We start from the raw sequence: 15,955 nt of genomic DNA, 5'->3' as shown, positions 1-15,955 counted from the left end.
ACGCAGGACGGCGCGCCGCGTCCGCCGCACGGCGCAGCCAGCGCGGCCGACGGCCGACGCCCGGTCGGGGGTGGTCAGCGGTCCTGGTCGTCGTCCAGCCCCGGGTGCCGGGCGGCGTCGCGGCCGCGCAGGCGGTCGAACTGCCGTCGCTCCCGTTTGGTGGGCCGGCCCGTGCCGCGTTCTCGCCGCGGCGGCGCGGCCGCGAGCTGCGGTGCCGGCTCCGGGCTGTGGTCCTCGTAGCTCTCCCGCGCGATCGGCGCCCCCACCCGGGTGGTGAGGATCCGTGTGACCACCACGATGCGCTCCCTGCCCGGCAAGCGCACCCGCAGCTCGTCCCCCACGACGATCTTCTGCGCGGCCTTCACCGGCTCGCCGTTGCGGCGCACGTGCCCGCCCCGGCAGGCGGCGGTGGCCGCGGACCGCGTGGGCATCAGCCGGGCGCTCCACAGCCACACGTCCAGGCGCACCGTCGAGGGCGGGGGCTCGTCCCGTCGAGCGCTCATGCGTGCTGGGGAGCGCGCACCAGGGGCCACGGGTCGTGGGCCTCGAGCTGGGCGGCGAGGGCGAGCAGGAGGGCGTCGTCGCCGGGGCGCGTCGCCCCCAGCTGCACGCCGAAGGGCAGCTCGACCCCGTCGATCTCCTCGCGGTGCAGCGGGACGGAGAGCGCGGCCGTGCCGAGCATGTTCCAGGTGCTGGTCCACGGGGTGAAGGCGCATTGGGCGTCGAAGTCGTCGCCGCCGTCGGCGCGCTGCAGCGTCTCGGGCAGGGCGGGCGGCCCCGAGAGCGTGGGTGTGAGCACCACGTCCACCGCCGCGAAGCCCTCGAGGGTGCGCCGCGCGAGGGACTGCACCCCTGCGATCGCACGGGCGAGGTCCACCCCGCTGTACTCCCTGCCGCGCTCGCGCAGCCAGCGGGTGAGCTCCAGGATCCGGCCCTCCTGCTCCTCGGTGAGGGGGATCGCCGCCGCGCCCACGGTCCACAGCGGCATGAACGCCGTCCAGTCCTCGGGCGTGAACGGCGCGGGGACCTCCACCACCTCGTGGCCGAGGCCGCGCAGCAGCTCCAGCGCGCGCTCCAGGCCCCGCAGCGCCGCCGGGTGGATGCCGGTGTGCGCGGCGAGCGGCTCCCGCAGCACCCCGAGCCGCAGCGGGGCCGGGACCGGGTGCTCCTGCTGGAGCCGGGCGAGGGCGCGCACCGGGTGGGCGGGGGCGGGGACGGCGTCGCCGACCCGCGGGCCGGCCAGCAGGTCCAGCCCGGCGGCCACGTCACGCACGGTGCGCGCGAGGATCCCGTCGGTGACCAGGCCGGTGCCCTCGGTGCCGTGCGGGCCCGGGGAGATCAGCCCGCGGGAGGGCTTCAGGCCCAGCACGCCGCAGCAGGCGGCGGGGATGCGCACGGAGCCGCCGCCGTCCGAGCCGTGGGCGATCGGCACCACGCCGGCGACCACGGCCGCCGCCGCCCCGCCGCTGGAGCCGCCGGCGGTGCGGCGCAGGTCCCACGGGGTGCGGGCGGGCCTGCCGGTGGCGGGCTCGGTGTAGCAGGGCAGGCCGAACTCGGGCGTGGAGGTCTTCCCGACGGTGAGGGTGCCGCCGTCCAGGAGCGTCTGGGCGACCCCGTCCGTCACCTGGGCGACGTTCCCGGCGAGCGCGGCGCTGCCCGCCTCGAAGGGGGCGCCCGCGAGCTGCGTGAGATCCTTCAGCGGCAGGGGCACGCCGAGCAGCGGGTGGCTCGCGGCGAGGGCATCCCGGGCGCCGACGCGGCGGGCGTCCCCGAGGCGCTCGGCGGCCGTGCGGGCCTGGGCCCGGGTGAGGTCCTCGAGCAGGTGCGCGAAGGCGCCCACCTCGTCGCCGACGCCGCGCGCGGCCTCGAGCGCCTCCTCGGCGACCTCGTGCACGTCGAGGTCCCCGGCACGCAGCGCGGCCGCGGTCCCGAGCCCGTCGAGCACCTCCGCCCCGGCGCTCATCGGCTCTGCTCCGCGGAGTCGGCGCCGCTCTGCGCCGCGAGGGCCTCGCGCACGTGCGTGACGATCCCGTCGACGGCCTCGTCGAGCTGCGTCCAGACCGTCTCGAAGTCGTCCTCGTCCCCATACCAGGGGTCGCGGATCCCGGTGTCCTCCACCGGCCCCGGGGCGAAGTCCCGCACCATCCGCTGGGTGCGCGCGGCCTGCTCGGGCCCGAGCATGCGGCGCACGGGGTCCACGTGGTCGTGGTCCAACGTGAGCACCAGGTGCGCCGCGCGCAGCTCCCGGGCCTCCATCCGTCGGGCGCGGTGGTCGGCGGAGGCGATGCCGTGCCGCGCCAGGAGAGCGCCGGCGCGCGGATCGATCGGGTTGCCCTCCTCCCACCCGGTGGTGCCCACCGAGGAGACCTCCGCGCGGTCGCCGAGCCCCGCGTCCTCCAGCGCCGCGCGCAGCACGTACTCGGCCATCGGGGAGCGGCAGATGTTCCCGGTGCAGACGGTGAGGATCCGATACGTCATGCGCGCCCCTCGCTCCCTTCGCCCTGCGGGAAGGGCGACTCCAGCAGATCCGCGTACTCGGGGTGCCGCTCGATCCATCCGCGCACGAACCAGCAGGTGGGACGCACCCTCATGCCCTGCGCGCGGATGTCCTCCAGCGCGAAGCGCACGATCGCGGAGCCGATCCCGATCCCGGAGCGGTCCGGGGCCACCACCGTGGAGCGGAGGTCGCGCACCCGCAGGCCGAGCGACTCGCCGTCGGGGGCGGGGAGGTCCTCGTCCCCGTGCGCGAGGACGGCCACCACCTCGTCCCCGTCGAGTGCCTCGTAGCGGTCGCGGTCGTCGTCGTGGACCAGGCGCACCGCGCCCGGTCCGGCGGAGGTCTCATCCATGCCGGTCACGGTACACTGCCGCTCATGCCTGCGCCCCTGATCTGGCACATCACCGAACTGTCCGCCTGGGAGGCGGCCGTCCGGGCGGGCTCCTACACCCGGGCCACGCGGGGCCGCTCCCTCGCCGAGGAGGGGTTCCTCCACGCCTCCTGGCCGGAGCAGGTCTCCAAGGTCGCCAAGCGCATCTACCCCGACCGTCCCGACGACCTCGTGATCCTCGAGATCGACGTGGCCCGGGTGGAGGCCGCCGGGATCGCGGTGGACATCGAGGAGGACGTGGACGGCAAGGGCCGAGGCTACCCGCACGTGAAGGGCCCGCTGCCGGTGGGCGCCGTGCTGCGGCTGCGCCGCACCAAGTGGATCGGCCGCGAGTTCGTGGTGGTCGCCTGAGCGGCCGCGCCGCCGTCGACGTCGCGCCAGGGCCGGGCGTACCATCGAGCATGGCCAGATCACGGCATTCCGCGACCTACCTCGACATCCATCCCGAGGATCCGCAGCCGCGCCTCATCGCGCAGGCGGTCCGGGCGCTCGAGGACGGCGGCCTGATCGCCTACCCCACCGACTCCTGCTACGCGCTGGGATGCGCGCTGGGGAACGCCGACGGGCTCGAGCGGATCCGCCGCATCCGCCAGGTGGGCAAGGACCACCACTTCACGCTGGTGTGTGCGGACTTCGCGCAGCTCGGACAGTACGTGCTGGTCTCGAACCCCACCTTCCGGCTGGTCAAGAGCATCACCCCGGGCCCCTACACCGTGATCCTCCCCGCCACGCGGGAGGTGCCGAGGAAGATGTCCCACCCCAAGAAGAACACGGTGGGCGTGCGGATCCCGGACCACCGGGTCGCGCACGCGCTGGTGGAGGCGCTGGGCGCCCCGGTCGCCTCCTCCACGCTGCTGATGCCCGGCGAGGAGGAGTCGCCCACCGAGGGATGGGTGGTGCAGGAGCGGCTGGACGAGCAGGTCGACGTGATCATCGATTCGGGTGAGGTGGGCACCGAGCCCACCACCGTGCTCGACCTCTCCGGCGACGAGCTCGTGATCGCGCGCGAGGGCGCCGGGGACGTCGACCGCTTCTGAGCACGGACCTGCCGGGCACCTCCCGGCGGCGACGGAGCGCGCCGGAGCGACGAGACGAGCGCCCCGTGAGGAGAGGGCGCGTCGACGGGAGCGGTGACCGGAGGGATCAGGCCTTCGCAGGGCGGGTGCTCAGCACGCCCGAGAACAGCAGGATCCCCAGGGCGTACATCGGCACCATCCACAGCGCGTACCGCAGCGTCAGCGCATCGGCGAGCGCGCCGACCACCGGCGGGGTGACGAAGAAGCCCAGGCGGGCGAACCAGCCCACCACGGTGATGCCCACCCCGTGCGGGACGCCCGGCAGCTCGTCCGCCGCCCGGAACGCGGCCGGGAACAGCGTGGCCACGCCCCATCCCACCGCGGCGAAGCCGAGCAGGGCGGTGGCCGGGGTGGGCACCAGCAGCGCGAGGCTCATGCCCGCCATGCCCACCAGGGCGCCGAGCCGGGCGGTGGTGCGGTCGCCGAGGCGGTCCACCACGGCATCGCCGGTGAAGCGACCCACCGTCTGCGCGCCCTGCAGCGCGACGAACGCGAGGCCGGCGAGGAAGGGCGCGGCGTCGAAGGTGGAGCGCATGAACAGGGCGCCCCAGGTGCTCCCGGCGTCCTCGGTGGAGCCCGCGAACACGAGGATCATCCCCAGCGCGGTGACGAGCCCGAGGGCGCGCAGCCCCATGCCCGCGATCCTGATCCCGGACGGGGCGGCCGTGCCGGGGATGTCGGCCGCGGAGGCGGCGGCGGGCGCGGCGGTGACGGTGCGCTCGGTCGCGTCGTGACCGGGCAGCAGGAAGCGCGCGGAGCCGATGGCCAGGGCGCCGCACACCAGCAGCGAGAGCAGGCCCTGGGCCCACAGCGGCAGGCCCGCCTGGGCGCCGGCCGCGCCCAGCAGGCCGCCCGTGACCGCGCCGAGGGACCACCACCCGTGGTAGCTGTTCATGATCGAGCGTCGATAGCGGCGCTCCACCCGCATCCCGTGGGCGTTCATGGCGATGTCGGTGAGGGCGTCGGCGGCCATCGCCAGTCCCAGCGAGAGCGCGAGCCACGCCCAGGAGCCGGCGAGGTAGACCAGCAGGTGAGAGGTGGAGGCGATCACCTGCACCACCACGGCCACGCGTGCCGAGCCCCAGCGGGACATCAGCCGTGCGGCGAACAGCCCGGAGAGCAGCCCTCCGACCGGCCCCAGCCCCACGGCGAGACCGAAGGCGGTGTTGCTCAGCCCGATGGACTCCACCAGCTCCGGGTAGCGCGGCAGGATCGCGCAGAAGGAGGCACCGTTGAGGAAGAAGATCAGGGAGACGGCCCAGCGGGCCCGGCGCACCTCGAGGGGGACGGGAGCGGGGGCGGCGTCAGGCGACGATGCGTGAGCGTTCACGGGTCACCATTGTGGGGCATGTCCACCGCGAACTCCACCCACTGGTCAGATTCCTTCGGGGGCCGGCCTCCGACCCTGCCTGCGGCCCCCGGGACGCACGCGTGCCCGGCGCCGCAGGGCACCGGGCACGAGCGGAGCTCAGCAGGAGCTCACTTGTTCAGGAAGCGGGGCACCAGGTCGAAGGTGCAGTACAGCGCGAGCAGGCACATGCCGAGCCCGCCGACGAACAGGCCCACGGACGGCTCGTCCATGGAGACCAGCCCCATCACGTACAGGCCGCCGGCGAAGAGGCCGAACAGCACCACGAACAGCACGACCGAGAGGAGGCCGTTGTTGCCCTTCGAGGTCACGTTCTCGTCCTCGTGCACCTGGGCACGGGCGCCGTCCGCGACATGCTGGTTGCTCATGCTGCCTCTTCCTCCGACTCGGTTCCGCCTCGCCCGCCGCTGCGGCGCGGACGATCACGCCCCATCCTAGACCAGCGAGCGGGTCCGCTCGGACACCTCACGATGACGGATCGCCGTGAGCAGGCTCTCGAACACGGCCTCCCCGCCGGTGCCGGCGATCTCGGGGTGCCACTGCACGCCCACCACGCTGGAGCCCGTGGCGGCCTCCACCGCGAGCGGGAGCCCGCTGGCGTGGCGCGCGACGATCCGCAGATCCCCGGCCACGTCCCGGATCCCCTGGTGGTGGAAGGCGGTCACCTCGGCGCGGGTGCCCAGGGCGAGCCCCAGGTCGCTGGCGGCCTCGATGTCGACCGCCACCCGGGTGGGCGCCTCGCCGGTGCGGGGGTGCGCGGGGACGTCCTCGGGGAGGTGGCGGTGCAGCGCACCGCCCTCGGCGATCACGATGATCTGCAGGCCGCGGCAGATGCCGAGCACCGGCACACCGGCCGCACGAGCGGCCCGGTACAGGGCGGTCTCGAAGGCGTCGCGCTGCGGGTCCGGGGTCATGTCGGTGGGCAGCGCCCCCTCGCCCCAGGCCGCGGGGTCGAGATCGGTGCCGCCGGTGAGCACGAGACCGTCGAGCTCGGCGACCTCCTCCTCGCTCCACTCGTCCTGCGGGGCGATCACCACGGGGCGTGCGCCGGCCTCGCGCAGGGCGCGCACGTAGTGCTCGGTGACCACCACGGCCTCGTGGCCCGCCCAGGCGCCGGACATCATGGTGCGGGTCCCCGCGGTCACGCCGATGAGCGGGCGACGAGTGCGCTGCGCCATGATGTTGTCCTTTCCGCCGAGGAGAGTGATGCCGGGCCGCCGGTCGACGACGGGACCCAGTCCACCCCACCGGTGTGGGCAGGGGCGAGAAGTGTGGCGGAATGTGACGGGCCGCGGCGGGAGCCCGATCGACGAGGCCGCGCCGCCGCGCCAGGGGCGCTCAGTGCGCGGCGCGGATCCGCCCGTGCTCGCGCATGGCCTGCCGGTAGAAGCCGCGCAGCTGCTCGGCCAGCACCGGCCAGGTGCGCTTGCGCACGGACTCCTCGGCGGCCCGCCCGAACGCCCGCCGCTTGGCGTCGTCGAACAGCAGGTCGCTCGCGCCGCCTCGCAGCTCGTCGAGCATGCCCGGCGTGTACAGCCAGCCGGTGCGGCTGGGGGCGACCAGGTCCACCGGTCCCCCGCGGCGCGGCGCGATCACCGGCAGTCCGGAGGCCATCGCCTCCTGGATCGTCTGCCCGAAGGTCTCCAGCTCGCCGGGGTGGATGAACAGGTCCGCGCTGGCGAGGTGGGCGGCGAGGTCGGTCCCGGTGCGGAATCCTGCGAAGCGGGCGCGCGGCATCAGCCGGCGCAGCGCCTCCTTCTCCGGACCGTCCCCCACGATCAGCAGGCGCACCCCCGGCATGTCGTGGATGACCTTGAGATCCTCCACCTGCTTCTCCGCAGCGAGCCGGCCCACGTACACCACCAGCCGCTCCTCGGGGCGGGCGTAGCGGGCACGCAGCGCCTCGCTGCGCAGCGCCGGGGAGAACAGCGAGGTGTCCACGCCGCGCCGCCACAGGTCCACGCGCTCGATGCCGTGGGCGCGCATCTGGTCGCCGGTCGCGCGGGAGGGCGCGAGGTTCACGGTGGCACGGTTGTGGACGTCCCGCAGCAGCTGCCAGGAGGCGCTCTCCAGGAACGGCATCCCGTAGCGGGCCGTGTAGCCGGGGATGTCCGTCTGGTAGACGGCGACGGTGGGGATGCCGAGCTTCTGCGCCGCGACCACGGCACGGCCTCCCAGCACCATCGGCGAGGCGAGGTGGATGACGTCGGGCTGGAAGTCGTCGATGCGCCGCCGCAGCGCCGCGGCGCTGGTGGCGGCGATGCGCACCTCGGCATAGCCGGGCATCGGGGCCGAGGCGATGCGGCGCACCCGCACCCGTCGGCCGCAGGAGGTGCGCAGGTGCTTCTCGGCGCCGGGCCAGGCGGGGGCGATGATGCCCAGGTCGTCACCGGCGGCGGCGAAGTGATCGACCACCCGGAGCACCGAGTTGGTGACGCCGTTCATGTGCGGAAGGAACGATTCGGAGACGAAGAGGATCCTCACGCCCCCGATGATGCGCCGCGCGGGGGACGAGCGCGTCACGGGCGGATGATGCTCCGGTGAACTCTTGGGGTCCTGCCCTCAGAGGCGCGCGGACGCCAGCGCCGCCCCCTCGACCAGGGACTCGAGCTTCGCCCAGGCGATCTGCGGATGGAGGCGCCCGCCCAGCCCGCAGTCGGTGGAGCCGATCACGCGCTCGGGACCCACCAGGCGTGCGAAGCGCTCGAGCCGCTGCGCCACCAGCTCGGGATGCTCCACGACGTTGGTGGCGTGGGAGACGATCCCGGGCACGAGCACCTTGTCCTCCGGCAGCTCGAGGTCCTGCCACACCGTCCACTCGTGCTCGTGGCGCACGTTCGCGGCCTCGAAGGAGTAGTACGTCGCGTCGATCTCCAGCAGCAGCGGTGCCAGGTGGCGGAACTCGATGTCGGTGGCGTGGGGGCCGTGCCAGGAGCCCCAGCACAGGTGGAAGCGGGTCTGCGCGGCGGGCACATTCACCAGGGCGCGGTTGACCGCGTCCACCCGCTTCCGGGTGAACTCGAGGTAGTCCTCGATGCTGGGCTCGGGGTTGATCTGGTCGAAGTTCTCGGCGATCGAGGGATCGTCGACCTGCACGGTGAGCCCGGCGGCGGCGATCGCCTCGTACTCGGGGCGCATCACCTCCACCCAGGCGTCGAGGAAGGCGTCCACGTCGCCGTAGTGGTCGTCGGTGATGCGGCTGCCGGAGCCGGGCGAGAGGGAGTTGAGGAAGCCGTGCTCGTAGCCGGCCGCGTCGAGCGCGGCGCGCACGTTGGCGATGTCCTGGGCGACCAGCTCCCGCCCCGTGGCGGAGTAGGCGATCTCCGCGGTCGCCGCCGGGAAGGTGGGCTGGGAGCCCACGGTGATGCCCGAGGTGGGGTCCTGGTACGCCTCGGCGAAGAGCGTCCAGTCGCGACGGTCCGGGAAGGTGGTCAGGCGCACGTCCCCGGGAGAGGAGCGCACCGGCTCGGCGGAGAAGTGGTCGCTGCCGGTGATCTCCAGGCCGCTCACCCGGTCGAAGATGTACGACCACCAGGCGCCGTAGTTCACGGCCGAGCCCATCAGGTGCCCGTACTCGCCGTCGTTGGGCAGCGAGATGCCGATCTCCCGCTGACGGGCCACCACGTCCACCACGGCGCGGCGCAGCACCTCGCGGAACTCCTCGGTGGGGGCGGGGGTGAGGCCGTCCTCGCCGACGGGGCGGGCGGCGTTGGCCTCGATCAGCTCCGGGGTGCGCGGGAGGGAGCCGGCGTGGGTGGTGAGGATCTGCGTCATGACTCGAGGGTAAGCGGCCCGGGTGCCGTCGCCGAAGTCGGCGGCCATCCCCGTTCACACGCCCGCAGGCACGACGGGGCCGCCCCGGGCTCCCGGGGCGGCCCCGTCCTCACACGGCGCTGGCGCTCAGTCGCGCGGCCAGGTGGGGACCAGGTTGCGGTCCCCGTAGGCCTGCTCGACGCGCCGCACCGGCGGCCAGTACTTCGACTGGATGCGCATCTGCGCGCTGTCGTGGACGGAGTCGTCCTCGAGCGCGGTCCAGCTGCCGGGGTACACGGCGACCTCGCGCGAGTACGGGTGGGTCCACTCCCCCGTCGCGATCGAGGCCGCGGTGTGCGGGGAGTTCACCAGCGGGTTGTCCTCCGCGGGCCAGGTCCCGGCCACGACCTCCTCGGCCTCCTTCGCGATCATCAGCATCGCGTCCACGAAGCGGTCGATCTCGGCGAGGTCCTCGGACTCCGTCGGCTCCACCATCAGCGTGCCCGCCACGGGGAAGGACATCGTGGGGGCATGGAAGCCGTAGTCGATGAGCCGCTTGGCGACGTCGTCCACCGTGATCCCGGTGCGGGCGGTGAAGGGGCGCAGATCCACGATGCACTCGTGGGCGACCAGCCCGTTCTCGCCGGTGTAGAGGATCTCGTAGGACTCCGAGAGGCGGCGCGCCATGTAGTTCGCGGCCAGCACCGCGGAGGCGGTCGCGTGGCGCAGCCCGTCCGGGCCCATCAGGCGGATGTACGTCCAGGTGATCGGCAGGATCGACGGGGAGCCGTAGGGCGCCTGGGAGACGGGCGGCCCGCCGTGGGAGCGTGCGCCCTGGCCGGCCACCGGGTGCTCGTCGCGCTGCATGGCGGGGTGGCCGGGCAGGAAGGGCGCCAGGTGCGCCTTCGCGGCGACCGGGCCCACGCCGGGACCGCCGCCGCCGTGCGGGATGCAGAAGGTCTTGTGGAGGTTCAGGTGGGAGACGTCACCGCCGAACTCGCCGGGACGCGCCACCTGCAGCAGCGCGTTGAGGTTCGCGCCGTCGACGTACACCTGCCCGCCGGCGTCGTGGACCAGCTGGCAGACGGTGCGCACCTCCTCCTCGTAGACGCCGTGGGTGGAGGGGTAGGTGATCATGATCGCGGCGAGCTCGTCGCCGTGATCCTTGATCTTCTGCTTCAGGTCGTCGAGATCGATGTTGCCGCGCGCGTCGGAGGCGACCACCACCACCCGCAGGCCGGCGATCACGGCGCTGGCGGCGTTGGTGCCGTGCGCCGAGCTCGGCACCAGGCAGATGTCGCGGCCGCTCTCCCCGCGGGAGGCGTGGTAGGCGCGGATCGCGAGCAGCCCGGCGAACTCGCCCTGGGAGCCCGCGTTGGGCTGCAGCGAGACCGTGTCATACCCGGTGAGATCCGCCAGCCAGGTCTCCAGCTGATCGATCATCTCGAGGTAGCCCTCCACGTCCTCGCGGGGAGCGAAGGGATGCAGCGCGTTGAACTCCGCCCAGGTCACGCCCGCCATCTCGGTGGCGGCGTTGAGCTTCATCGTGCACGAGCCCAGCGGGATCATGCCGCGGTCCAGCGCGAAGTCGCGATCGGCGAGACGGCGCAGGTAGCGCATCATCGCGGTCTCGGAGTGGAAGGACGTGAACACCGGGTGCTGGAGGAAGGGGTCCTCGCGCACCAGCGCGTCCCAGCCGTGGCCGGAGGAGGCCTCGGCGAGCTCCTCGCCCGGGGTGGGCGCGTGCGGCGCGAAGGCCGCGGCGATCGCCGTGAGGTCCTCGGCGGTGACGGTCTCGTCCAGGGAGAGGTGGACGATGTCGTCGCCGACCGTGTGCACCAGGTACCCGGCCTCGGCGAGCGAGGCGGCGAGATCCGCGGCCGTGCCGGTGGCGCGCACCTCGAGGGTGTCGAAGAAGCTCTCCGAGACCAGCGAGAAGCCGCTGCGGCGCAGCAGGTCGGCGAGGGCCGCGGTGCGGTCGGCGACGGTGCGGCCGATCCGGGTGAGCCCGTCCGGGCCGTGGTAGACGGCGTACATCGCGGCCATCACCGCGAGCAGCACCTGCGCGGTGGTGATCGCGCTGGTGGCCTTCTCGCGGCGGATGTGCTGCTCGCGCGTCTGCAGCGAGAGGCGGTAGGCGGGGTTGCCGTCGGCGTCCTTGGAGACGCCCACCAGGCGCCCGGGCAGCTGCCGCTCGAGCCCCTTGCGCACGGCGACGAAGCCGGCGTGCGGGCCGCCGAAGCCGAGCGGCACGCCGAAGCGCTGGGAGGAGCCGACGGTGATGTCCGCGCCCAGGGAGCCCGGGGAGGCGAGCATCGTCAGGGCCAGGAGGTCCGCCGCGACCACGGCGACCGCCTTGGTGGACCGCACCTCGGCGAGCACGTCCCGCGGATCCCACACCCGGCCGGAGGCGCCGGGGTACTGCACCAGGGCGCCGAAGTACTCGCCCTCGGGCACGCCCTCGGTGCGGAAGTCGACCTCGCGCAGCTCGATGCCGAGGCCGTCCGCGCGGCCCTGCAGCACCGCCTTGGTGGCGGGGAGGGCGTCCGCGTCGACGAGGAACACGTTGCCGTTGCGCTTCACGGCGCGGCGGGCCATCAGCATCGCCTCGGCCGCGGAGGTGGCCTCGTCCAGGGTGGACGCGTTGGAGAGGTCCATCCCGGTGAGGTCGCAGATCATGGTCTGGAAGGTGAGCAGCGCCTCGAGGCGGCCCTGGGAGATCTCCGGCTGGTACGGGGTGTACGCGGTGTACCAGGCGGGGTTCTCCAGCACGTTGCGCTGGATCACGGCGGGGGTGTGGGTGCCGTGGTAGCCCAGCCCGATCAAGGAGCGGCGCACCGTGTTGCGCGCGGCGAGCCCGCGCAGCTCGGCGAGCGCCGCGGGCTCGGTGATCCCCTCCGGCACGGCGGAGGCGGCGCTGCGGGCGCCGTCGCCGGACTCCGCGTCCAGCAGGATCGTGCCGGGCACGGCCGCCCGGAGCATGTCGTCCAGGGAGTCGTGGCCCAGGACCTCGAGCATGTGACGCTGCGCGTCGGGATCGGTGCCGACGTGGCGGCGGACGAAGGAGTCGTGTGCGTGCGCAGACGATGCGGTCATGAAGGGGCGCCCCTGGCTGTTGCGTGCGGTCGGGAGGAGGGTGGGTCGGCGCGGCGGCGCCGACGGGGCGGCCGCCGCGGCGTCCGCCCCGAGGGCGATCAGGACTGGGTGAAGGCGGCGTAGTCCTCGGCGCTGAGCAGGTCCTCGGGCAGCGACTCGAAGCGGACGCGCAGCAGCCAGCCCTCCTCGAAGGGCGAGGAGTTGACCAGCTCGGGAGCGTCGACCACGGCCTGGTTGACCTCGGTGACGGTGCCGTCCAGCGGGGAGAAGAGATCGGAGACCGACTTGGTCGACTCGATCTCGCCCATCTCGCTGCCGGCGGTGATCTCGTCGTCGACATCGGGCAGGTCGACGTAGACGACGTCGCCGAGCTGCTCGGCGGCGTAGTCGGTCACGCCGACGACGGCCACGCCGTCGGACTCGACGCGGACCCACTCGTGGTCCTTGCTGTACAGGAGCTCTGCGGACATGGGATCGGTCCTTCCTCGGAGGGGTGGGGGTGTGGGGGATCCGGTGCGGCGGGATCAGCCGCGACGGTAGAAGGGCATCGGGACGACGCGGACGGGCAGGTCCTTGCCGCGCACGTCGACCACCAGCCCGGTGCCGACGTCGCTCGCGGCGGGCGCGACGTACGCCATCGCGATCGGGTGGCCGAGCGTCGGGGACAGCGCCCCCGAGGTGACGGTGCCGATCTCGGCCCCGTCGGCGTCGCGCACGGCGGCACCGGCACGGGCCGCGCGACGACCCTCGGCCACGAGGCCCACCAGCACGGGCAGGGAGGCGGTGTCGACGGCCTCGACGCCGGCGCGGCCCACGAAGTCCTCCTTGGCCGACAGCGCCACCACCCGGGCCATGCCGGCCTGGGCCGGATGCAGGTCACGGCCGAGCTCGTTGCCGTACAGCGGCATCCCGGCCTCGAGGCGGAGGGTGTCGCGGCAGGCGAGGCCGCAGGGGACCAGGCGGTTCCCGCCGGCCGCGGCCAGCAGCTCCCACAGCGCGGGCGCCTGCGCGGAGGGGACGTACAGCTCGAAGCCGTCCTCGCCGGTGTACCCGGTGCGCGCCACCAGCAGCTCCTCGCCCGCGAACGTGCCGGCCGCCGCGCGGTAGTTCCGCATCGAGGTGATGTCCTCGGCGGCGAGGCCAGCGATCGGGGACCCCTCGCCGCGCAGGGCGTCGAGCAGGATCTCCTCGGCGGCCGGTCCCTGCACCGCGATCAGCGCGGTGCGGGCGGAGGCGTCGTCCACCTCGACGTCGTAGCCCGCGGCACGCTCGGTGAGCGCGGCCACGTCGGGCGCGACGTTCGCGGCGTTGGGCACCACCAGGAAGTGCTCCTCGGCCAGGCGGTAGGTGATGACGTCGTCGATGACGCCGCCGTCCTCGGTGAGCAGCAGCGAGTACTTCGCCCGGCCCACCGACATCGCTGACATCTTCCCGGCGAGCGCGTTGTCGAGCGCGGCGCCGGCCTCCGGGCCGCGCAGGTGCACCTCCCCCATGTGGCTGAGGTCGAACATCCCGGCGCTGGTGCGCACGGCGCGGTGCTCGGCGAGGTCCGAGTCGTACCGGACCGGCATCCGCCATCCCGCGAAGTCGGTGAACGTGGCCCCGAGGTCCTCGTGGACCGCCTCGAGGGCGGTGCTGCGCAGGTCCTGATCGACCATGGTGCTCCTCTGCTGTTCCGGCGGCGGGGGATCGGCCCCGCGCTCTGCATCCCACGGCACGGGGTGACGCGCCGCGAGGGGCGACACCTCGTCGTGCCGCGGCTTCACCATACCGTCCGCGCCGCCCCCGCGCGGACGGGTCGCCGCGCTCGTGGAGCGAGGCCGCGGGAGTCCCGGGGAGGACGGCACCGGACCTTGTACCGTGGGCCGGGTGACGACCGAAGGCACCACCGAATGGCCGGTACGGATCCACAGCCCGCGGCTGGTGATCCGGCCGCCGGGCGATGCCGACCGCACGGCGCTGATCCGCCTGATGACCGACCCTGTCACCCGGGAGTACCTGGGCGGGGCCGTGGACTACGCCTCCCGTCAGGCGCTGGAGCTCTCCCCGCTGGGCCTCACCTGGGGGCGCTGGGTGCTGGCCCTCGCCGAGGACGACACCATGATCGGCTCGATCACTCTGGACCATGACCGCGGAGAGCTCGAGCTCTCCTACGCGCTGCTGCCCGAGTGGACGGGCCGGGGGTATGCGGCGGAGTCCTGCATCGCCCTGCTGGCCTGGGCGCGCGACGCCCTGGACGATGAGCAGGTGATCGCCGTCAGCCAGACCCGCAACAAGCGCAGCGTGGCGCTGCTGCGCCGGCTCGGCTTCACGGTGCGACGCGGGCTCGAGGAGTTCGGCACCCAGCAGCTGCTGATGGAGCGCTCCCTACGCGAGCCGCTGCCCGAGTACGGGCAGAGCCTGCAGACCTCCGCGGATCCGCCCCCGCCCACACGGCGCTGAGCAGGGCGCGGCGGCGAGGCGGGCACATCGGTGCGTCGGGCGCGAGGGTCAGTCGCGCGCCACCGGGCAGCTCATGCAGCGCGGCCCGCCGCGCCCGCGCCCCAGCTCGTCGCCCGCGAACTCCAGCACCTCCACGCCCTCGCCGCGCAGGTACTCGTTGGTGGCCGCCGCGCGCTCGTAGGCGATCACCCGCCCGGGGGCGAGCGCCAGCACGTTGCAGCCGTCGTCCCACTGCTCGCGCGCCGCGGCGTAGGCGTCCAGCGGCGGCGTGAGCACCCGCAGGGAGGGCACGCCCAGGCCGCGGGCCAGCACCGCGTCCATCTCGTCGGCCGGACGCGCCCGGCTGAGCAGCCGCTCCCCCGCCCGCTCGATCTCGAAGGTCTCCAGCGGCTCGAGCGGACCAAAGCGCAGCATCGACTCCTCGTCCACCACGGTGGTGACCGTGTCCAGATGCATCATCGAGCGACGGTGCGGCAGCGCGATCGCCACCACCCGCTCCACGGAGCCGTCGGCCAGCAGGTCCGCGGCGAGCCGCTCGACCCCCACGGCGCTCGTGCGCTCCGACATCCCCACGGCGAGCACCCGCGAGGACAGCATCATCACGTCCCCGCCCTCCACCGTGGCCGCCCCGGCGCCGTCGCGCCCCACCAGGCGGCGGGGCGCCGCCTCCCCGGCGAACTGCGGATGGTGGCGGTAGATCATCTCCAGGTGCAGGCTCTCGCGGCGCCGGGCCGGGTGGCGCATGGCGCTCACCGAGACCACGTCCCCGATCCAGGCCGAGGGGTCGCGGGTGAACAGGTGGTTGGGCAGAGGGTCCAGGACCAGGTGCTCCGGCGGCGCGCCGTGCAGCGCGATCGAGCGCAGGCTCACCCCCAGGGCACGCAGCTCCCCCACCGTGATCCCGCCGATCAGCACGTCCACCAGGTGCCGCGGCGACAGCTGGGCGAGCGCCCCGTGGAGATCCTGCACCGCGATGTCGCCCAGCACCGCCGGGTCCAGCGCACGCCGGAGGATCTCCTCGCGCAGGGCGGGCTCGGCCACCAGGTCCGCGAGCAGGACGGCCAGCTCCAGCACCTCCACGCCCTCGTCGCGCAGCAAGGAGGTGAACTCGGCGTGCTGGGCCTGCGCGCGATCGCGCCACAGCACCTCGTCGAACAGGAGCTCCTCGCGGGTGTCCGGGGTGAGCCTCTCCAGCTCGGGGCCGGGGGCGTGGACCATCACGCGGCGCAGCGCGGAGATCTCGTCATGCACACCGGTGCGGGGTGCGGGCGACAGTGCCATGGGGAGTCCTCCACGTCTCGACTGCGTGCACGCTAACAGAGCGTGCACGC

The 15,955-nt window shown here is 73.9% G+C and carries 16 protein-coding genes; 3 read left to right on the top strand and 13 right to left on the bottom strand.

Annotation, left to right across the window (positions count from 1 at the left end; all coding sequences use genetic code 11):
* Positions 1–74: 74 nt before the first annotated feature.
* The 4 genes from DWV08_RS03520 to DWV08_RS03505 are packed head-to-tail and all read right to left on the bottom strand — an operon-like array spanning position 75 to position 2,849.
* The gene (locus DWV08_RS03520; protein ID WP_115412542.1) at positions 75–503 is read right to left on the bottom strand and encodes an RNA-binding S4 domain-containing protein; all 429 of its coding nucleotides are present in this window, start codon (positions 501–503) and stop codon (positions 75–77) included.
* Positions 500–1,963, bottom strand: a complete 1,464-nt coding sequence (locus DWV08_RS03515; RefSeq protein WP_115412541.1) for an amidase — start codon at positions 1,961–1,963, stop codon at positions 500–502. Before DWV08_RS03515 ends, DWV08_RS03520 begins: the two co-directional genes overlap by 4 nt.
* On the bottom strand, positions 1,960–2,478 hold the full coding sequence (locus DWV08_RS03510; RefSeq protein WP_115412540.1) for a low molecular weight protein-tyrosine-phosphatase: 519 nt from the start codon (positions 2,476–2,478) through the stop codon (positions 1,960–1,962). The genes DWV08_RS03515 and DWV08_RS03510 overlap by 4 nt, the downstream gene beginning before the upstream one ends.
* Positions 2,475–2,849 carry a GNAT family N-acetyltransferase gene (locus DWV08_RS03505; RefSeq protein WP_115412539.1) on the bottom strand — a complete coding sequence of 125 codons (375 nt, stop codon included), beginning with the start codon at positions 2,847–2,849 and terminating at the stop codon, positions 2,475–2,477. The genes DWV08_RS03510 and DWV08_RS03505 overlap by 4 nt, the downstream gene beginning before the upstream one ends.
* A 24-nt stretch (positions 2,850–2,873) precedes the next feature.
* On the opposite strand from DWV08_RS03505, the gene DWV08_RS03500 reads away from it, so the two are divergent.
* On the top strand, positions 2,874–3,239 hold the full coding sequence (locus tag DWV08_RS03500) for a DUF952 domain-containing protein (protein ID WP_115412538.1): 366 nt from the start codon (positions 2,874–2,876) through the stop codon (positions 3,237–3,239).
* Between the two features lie 50 nt (positions 3,240–3,289).
* Entirely contained in the window at positions 3,290–3,925 is a 636-nt protein-coding gene (locus DWV08_RS03495) for an L-threonylcarbamoyladenylate synthase (protein WP_115412537.1), read from the top strand.
* 106 nt (positions 3,926–4,031) lie between these two features.
* On the opposite strand, the gene DWV08_RS03490 is transcribed toward DWV08_RS03495, so the two are convergent.
* From DWV08_RS03490 to gcvT, 8 genes are all read right to left on the bottom strand, one after another.
* The gene (locus DWV08_RS03490) at positions 4,032–5,294 is read right to left on the bottom strand and encodes an MFS transporter (RefSeq protein WP_115412536.1); all 1,263 of its coding nucleotides are present in this window, start codon (positions 5,292–5,294) and stop codon (positions 4,032–4,034) included.
* A gap of 149 nt (positions 5,295–5,443) precedes the next feature.
* The gene (locus tag DWV08_RS03485; protein ID WP_115412535.1) at positions 5,444–5,701 is read right to left on the bottom strand and encodes a hypothetical protein; all 258 of its coding nucleotides are present in this window, start codon (positions 5,699–5,701) and stop codon (positions 5,444–5,446) included.
* 66 nt (positions 5,702–5,767) lie between these two features.
* The gene (locus DWV08_RS03480) at positions 5,768–6,511 is read right to left on the bottom strand and encodes a gamma-glutamyl-gamma-aminobutyrate hydrolase family protein (protein ID WP_115412534.1); all 744 of its coding nucleotides are present in this window, start codon (positions 6,509–6,511) and stop codon (positions 5,768–5,770) included.
* A 160-nt stretch (positions 6,512–6,671) separates the two neighbouring features.
* Positions 6,672–7,817, bottom strand: a complete 1,146-nt coding sequence (locus tag DWV08_RS03475; RefSeq protein WP_115414892.1) for a glycosyltransferase family 4 protein — start codon at positions 7,815–7,817, stop codon at positions 6,672–6,674.
* A 78-nt stretch (positions 7,818–7,895) separates the two neighbouring features.
* A complete protein-coding gene (locus DWV08_RS03470; protein WP_115412533.1) occupies positions 7,896–9,107 on the bottom strand; it encodes a cobalamin-independent methionine synthase II family protein in 1,212 nt (403 codons plus the stop codon).
* A gap of 126 nt (positions 9,108–9,233) precedes the next feature.
* Positions 9,234–12,182, bottom strand: coding sequence for an aminomethyl-transferring glycine dehydrogenase (gene gcvP / locus DWV08_RS03465; protein ID WP_115412532.1), 2,949 nt, complete (start codon positions 12,180–12,182; stop codon positions 9,234–9,236).
* 98 nt (positions 12,183–12,280) lie between these two features.
* Positions 12,281–12,652 (bottom strand): glycine cleavage system protein GcvH, encoded by a 372-nt coding sequence (gene gcvH, locus DWV08_RS03460; RefSeq protein ID WP_115412531.1) that lies wholly within the window; start codon positions 12,650–12,652, stop codon positions 12,281–12,283.
* 54 nt (positions 12,653–12,706) lie between these two features.
* On the bottom strand, positions 12,707–13,840 hold the full coding sequence (gene gcvT / locus DWV08_RS03455; RefSeq protein ID WP_115412530.1) for a glycine cleavage system aminomethyltransferase GcvT: 1,134 nt from the start codon (positions 13,838–13,840) through the stop codon (positions 12,707–12,709).
* Between the two features lie 211 nt (positions 13,841–14,051).
* On the opposite strand from gcvT, the gene DWV08_RS03450 reads away from it, so the two are divergent.
* Complete coding sequence (locus DWV08_RS03450; RefSeq protein ID WP_241237310.1) at positions 14,052–14,624, top strand: GNAT family N-acetyltransferase; 573 nt, start codon at positions 14,052–14,054, stop codon at positions 14,622–14,624.
* A 48-nt stretch (positions 14,625–14,672) separates the two neighbouring features.
* On the opposite strand, the gene DWV08_RS03445 is transcribed toward DWV08_RS03450, so the two are convergent.
* A complete protein-coding gene (locus DWV08_RS03445) occupies positions 14,673–15,905 on the bottom strand; it encodes an arginine deiminase (RefSeq protein WP_115412529.1) in 1,233 nt (410 codons plus the stop codon).
* Positions 15,906–15,955: the final 50 nt, after the last annotated feature.

This window comes from Brachybacterium saurashtrense (assembly GCF_003355475.1).
In the GTDB taxonomy this organism is placed as follows: domain Bacteria; phylum Actinomycetota; class Actinomycetes; order Actinomycetales; family Dermabacteraceae; genus Brachybacterium; species Brachybacterium saurashtrense.
This window is presented reverse-complemented; position numbering and strand designations above follow the sequence as displayed.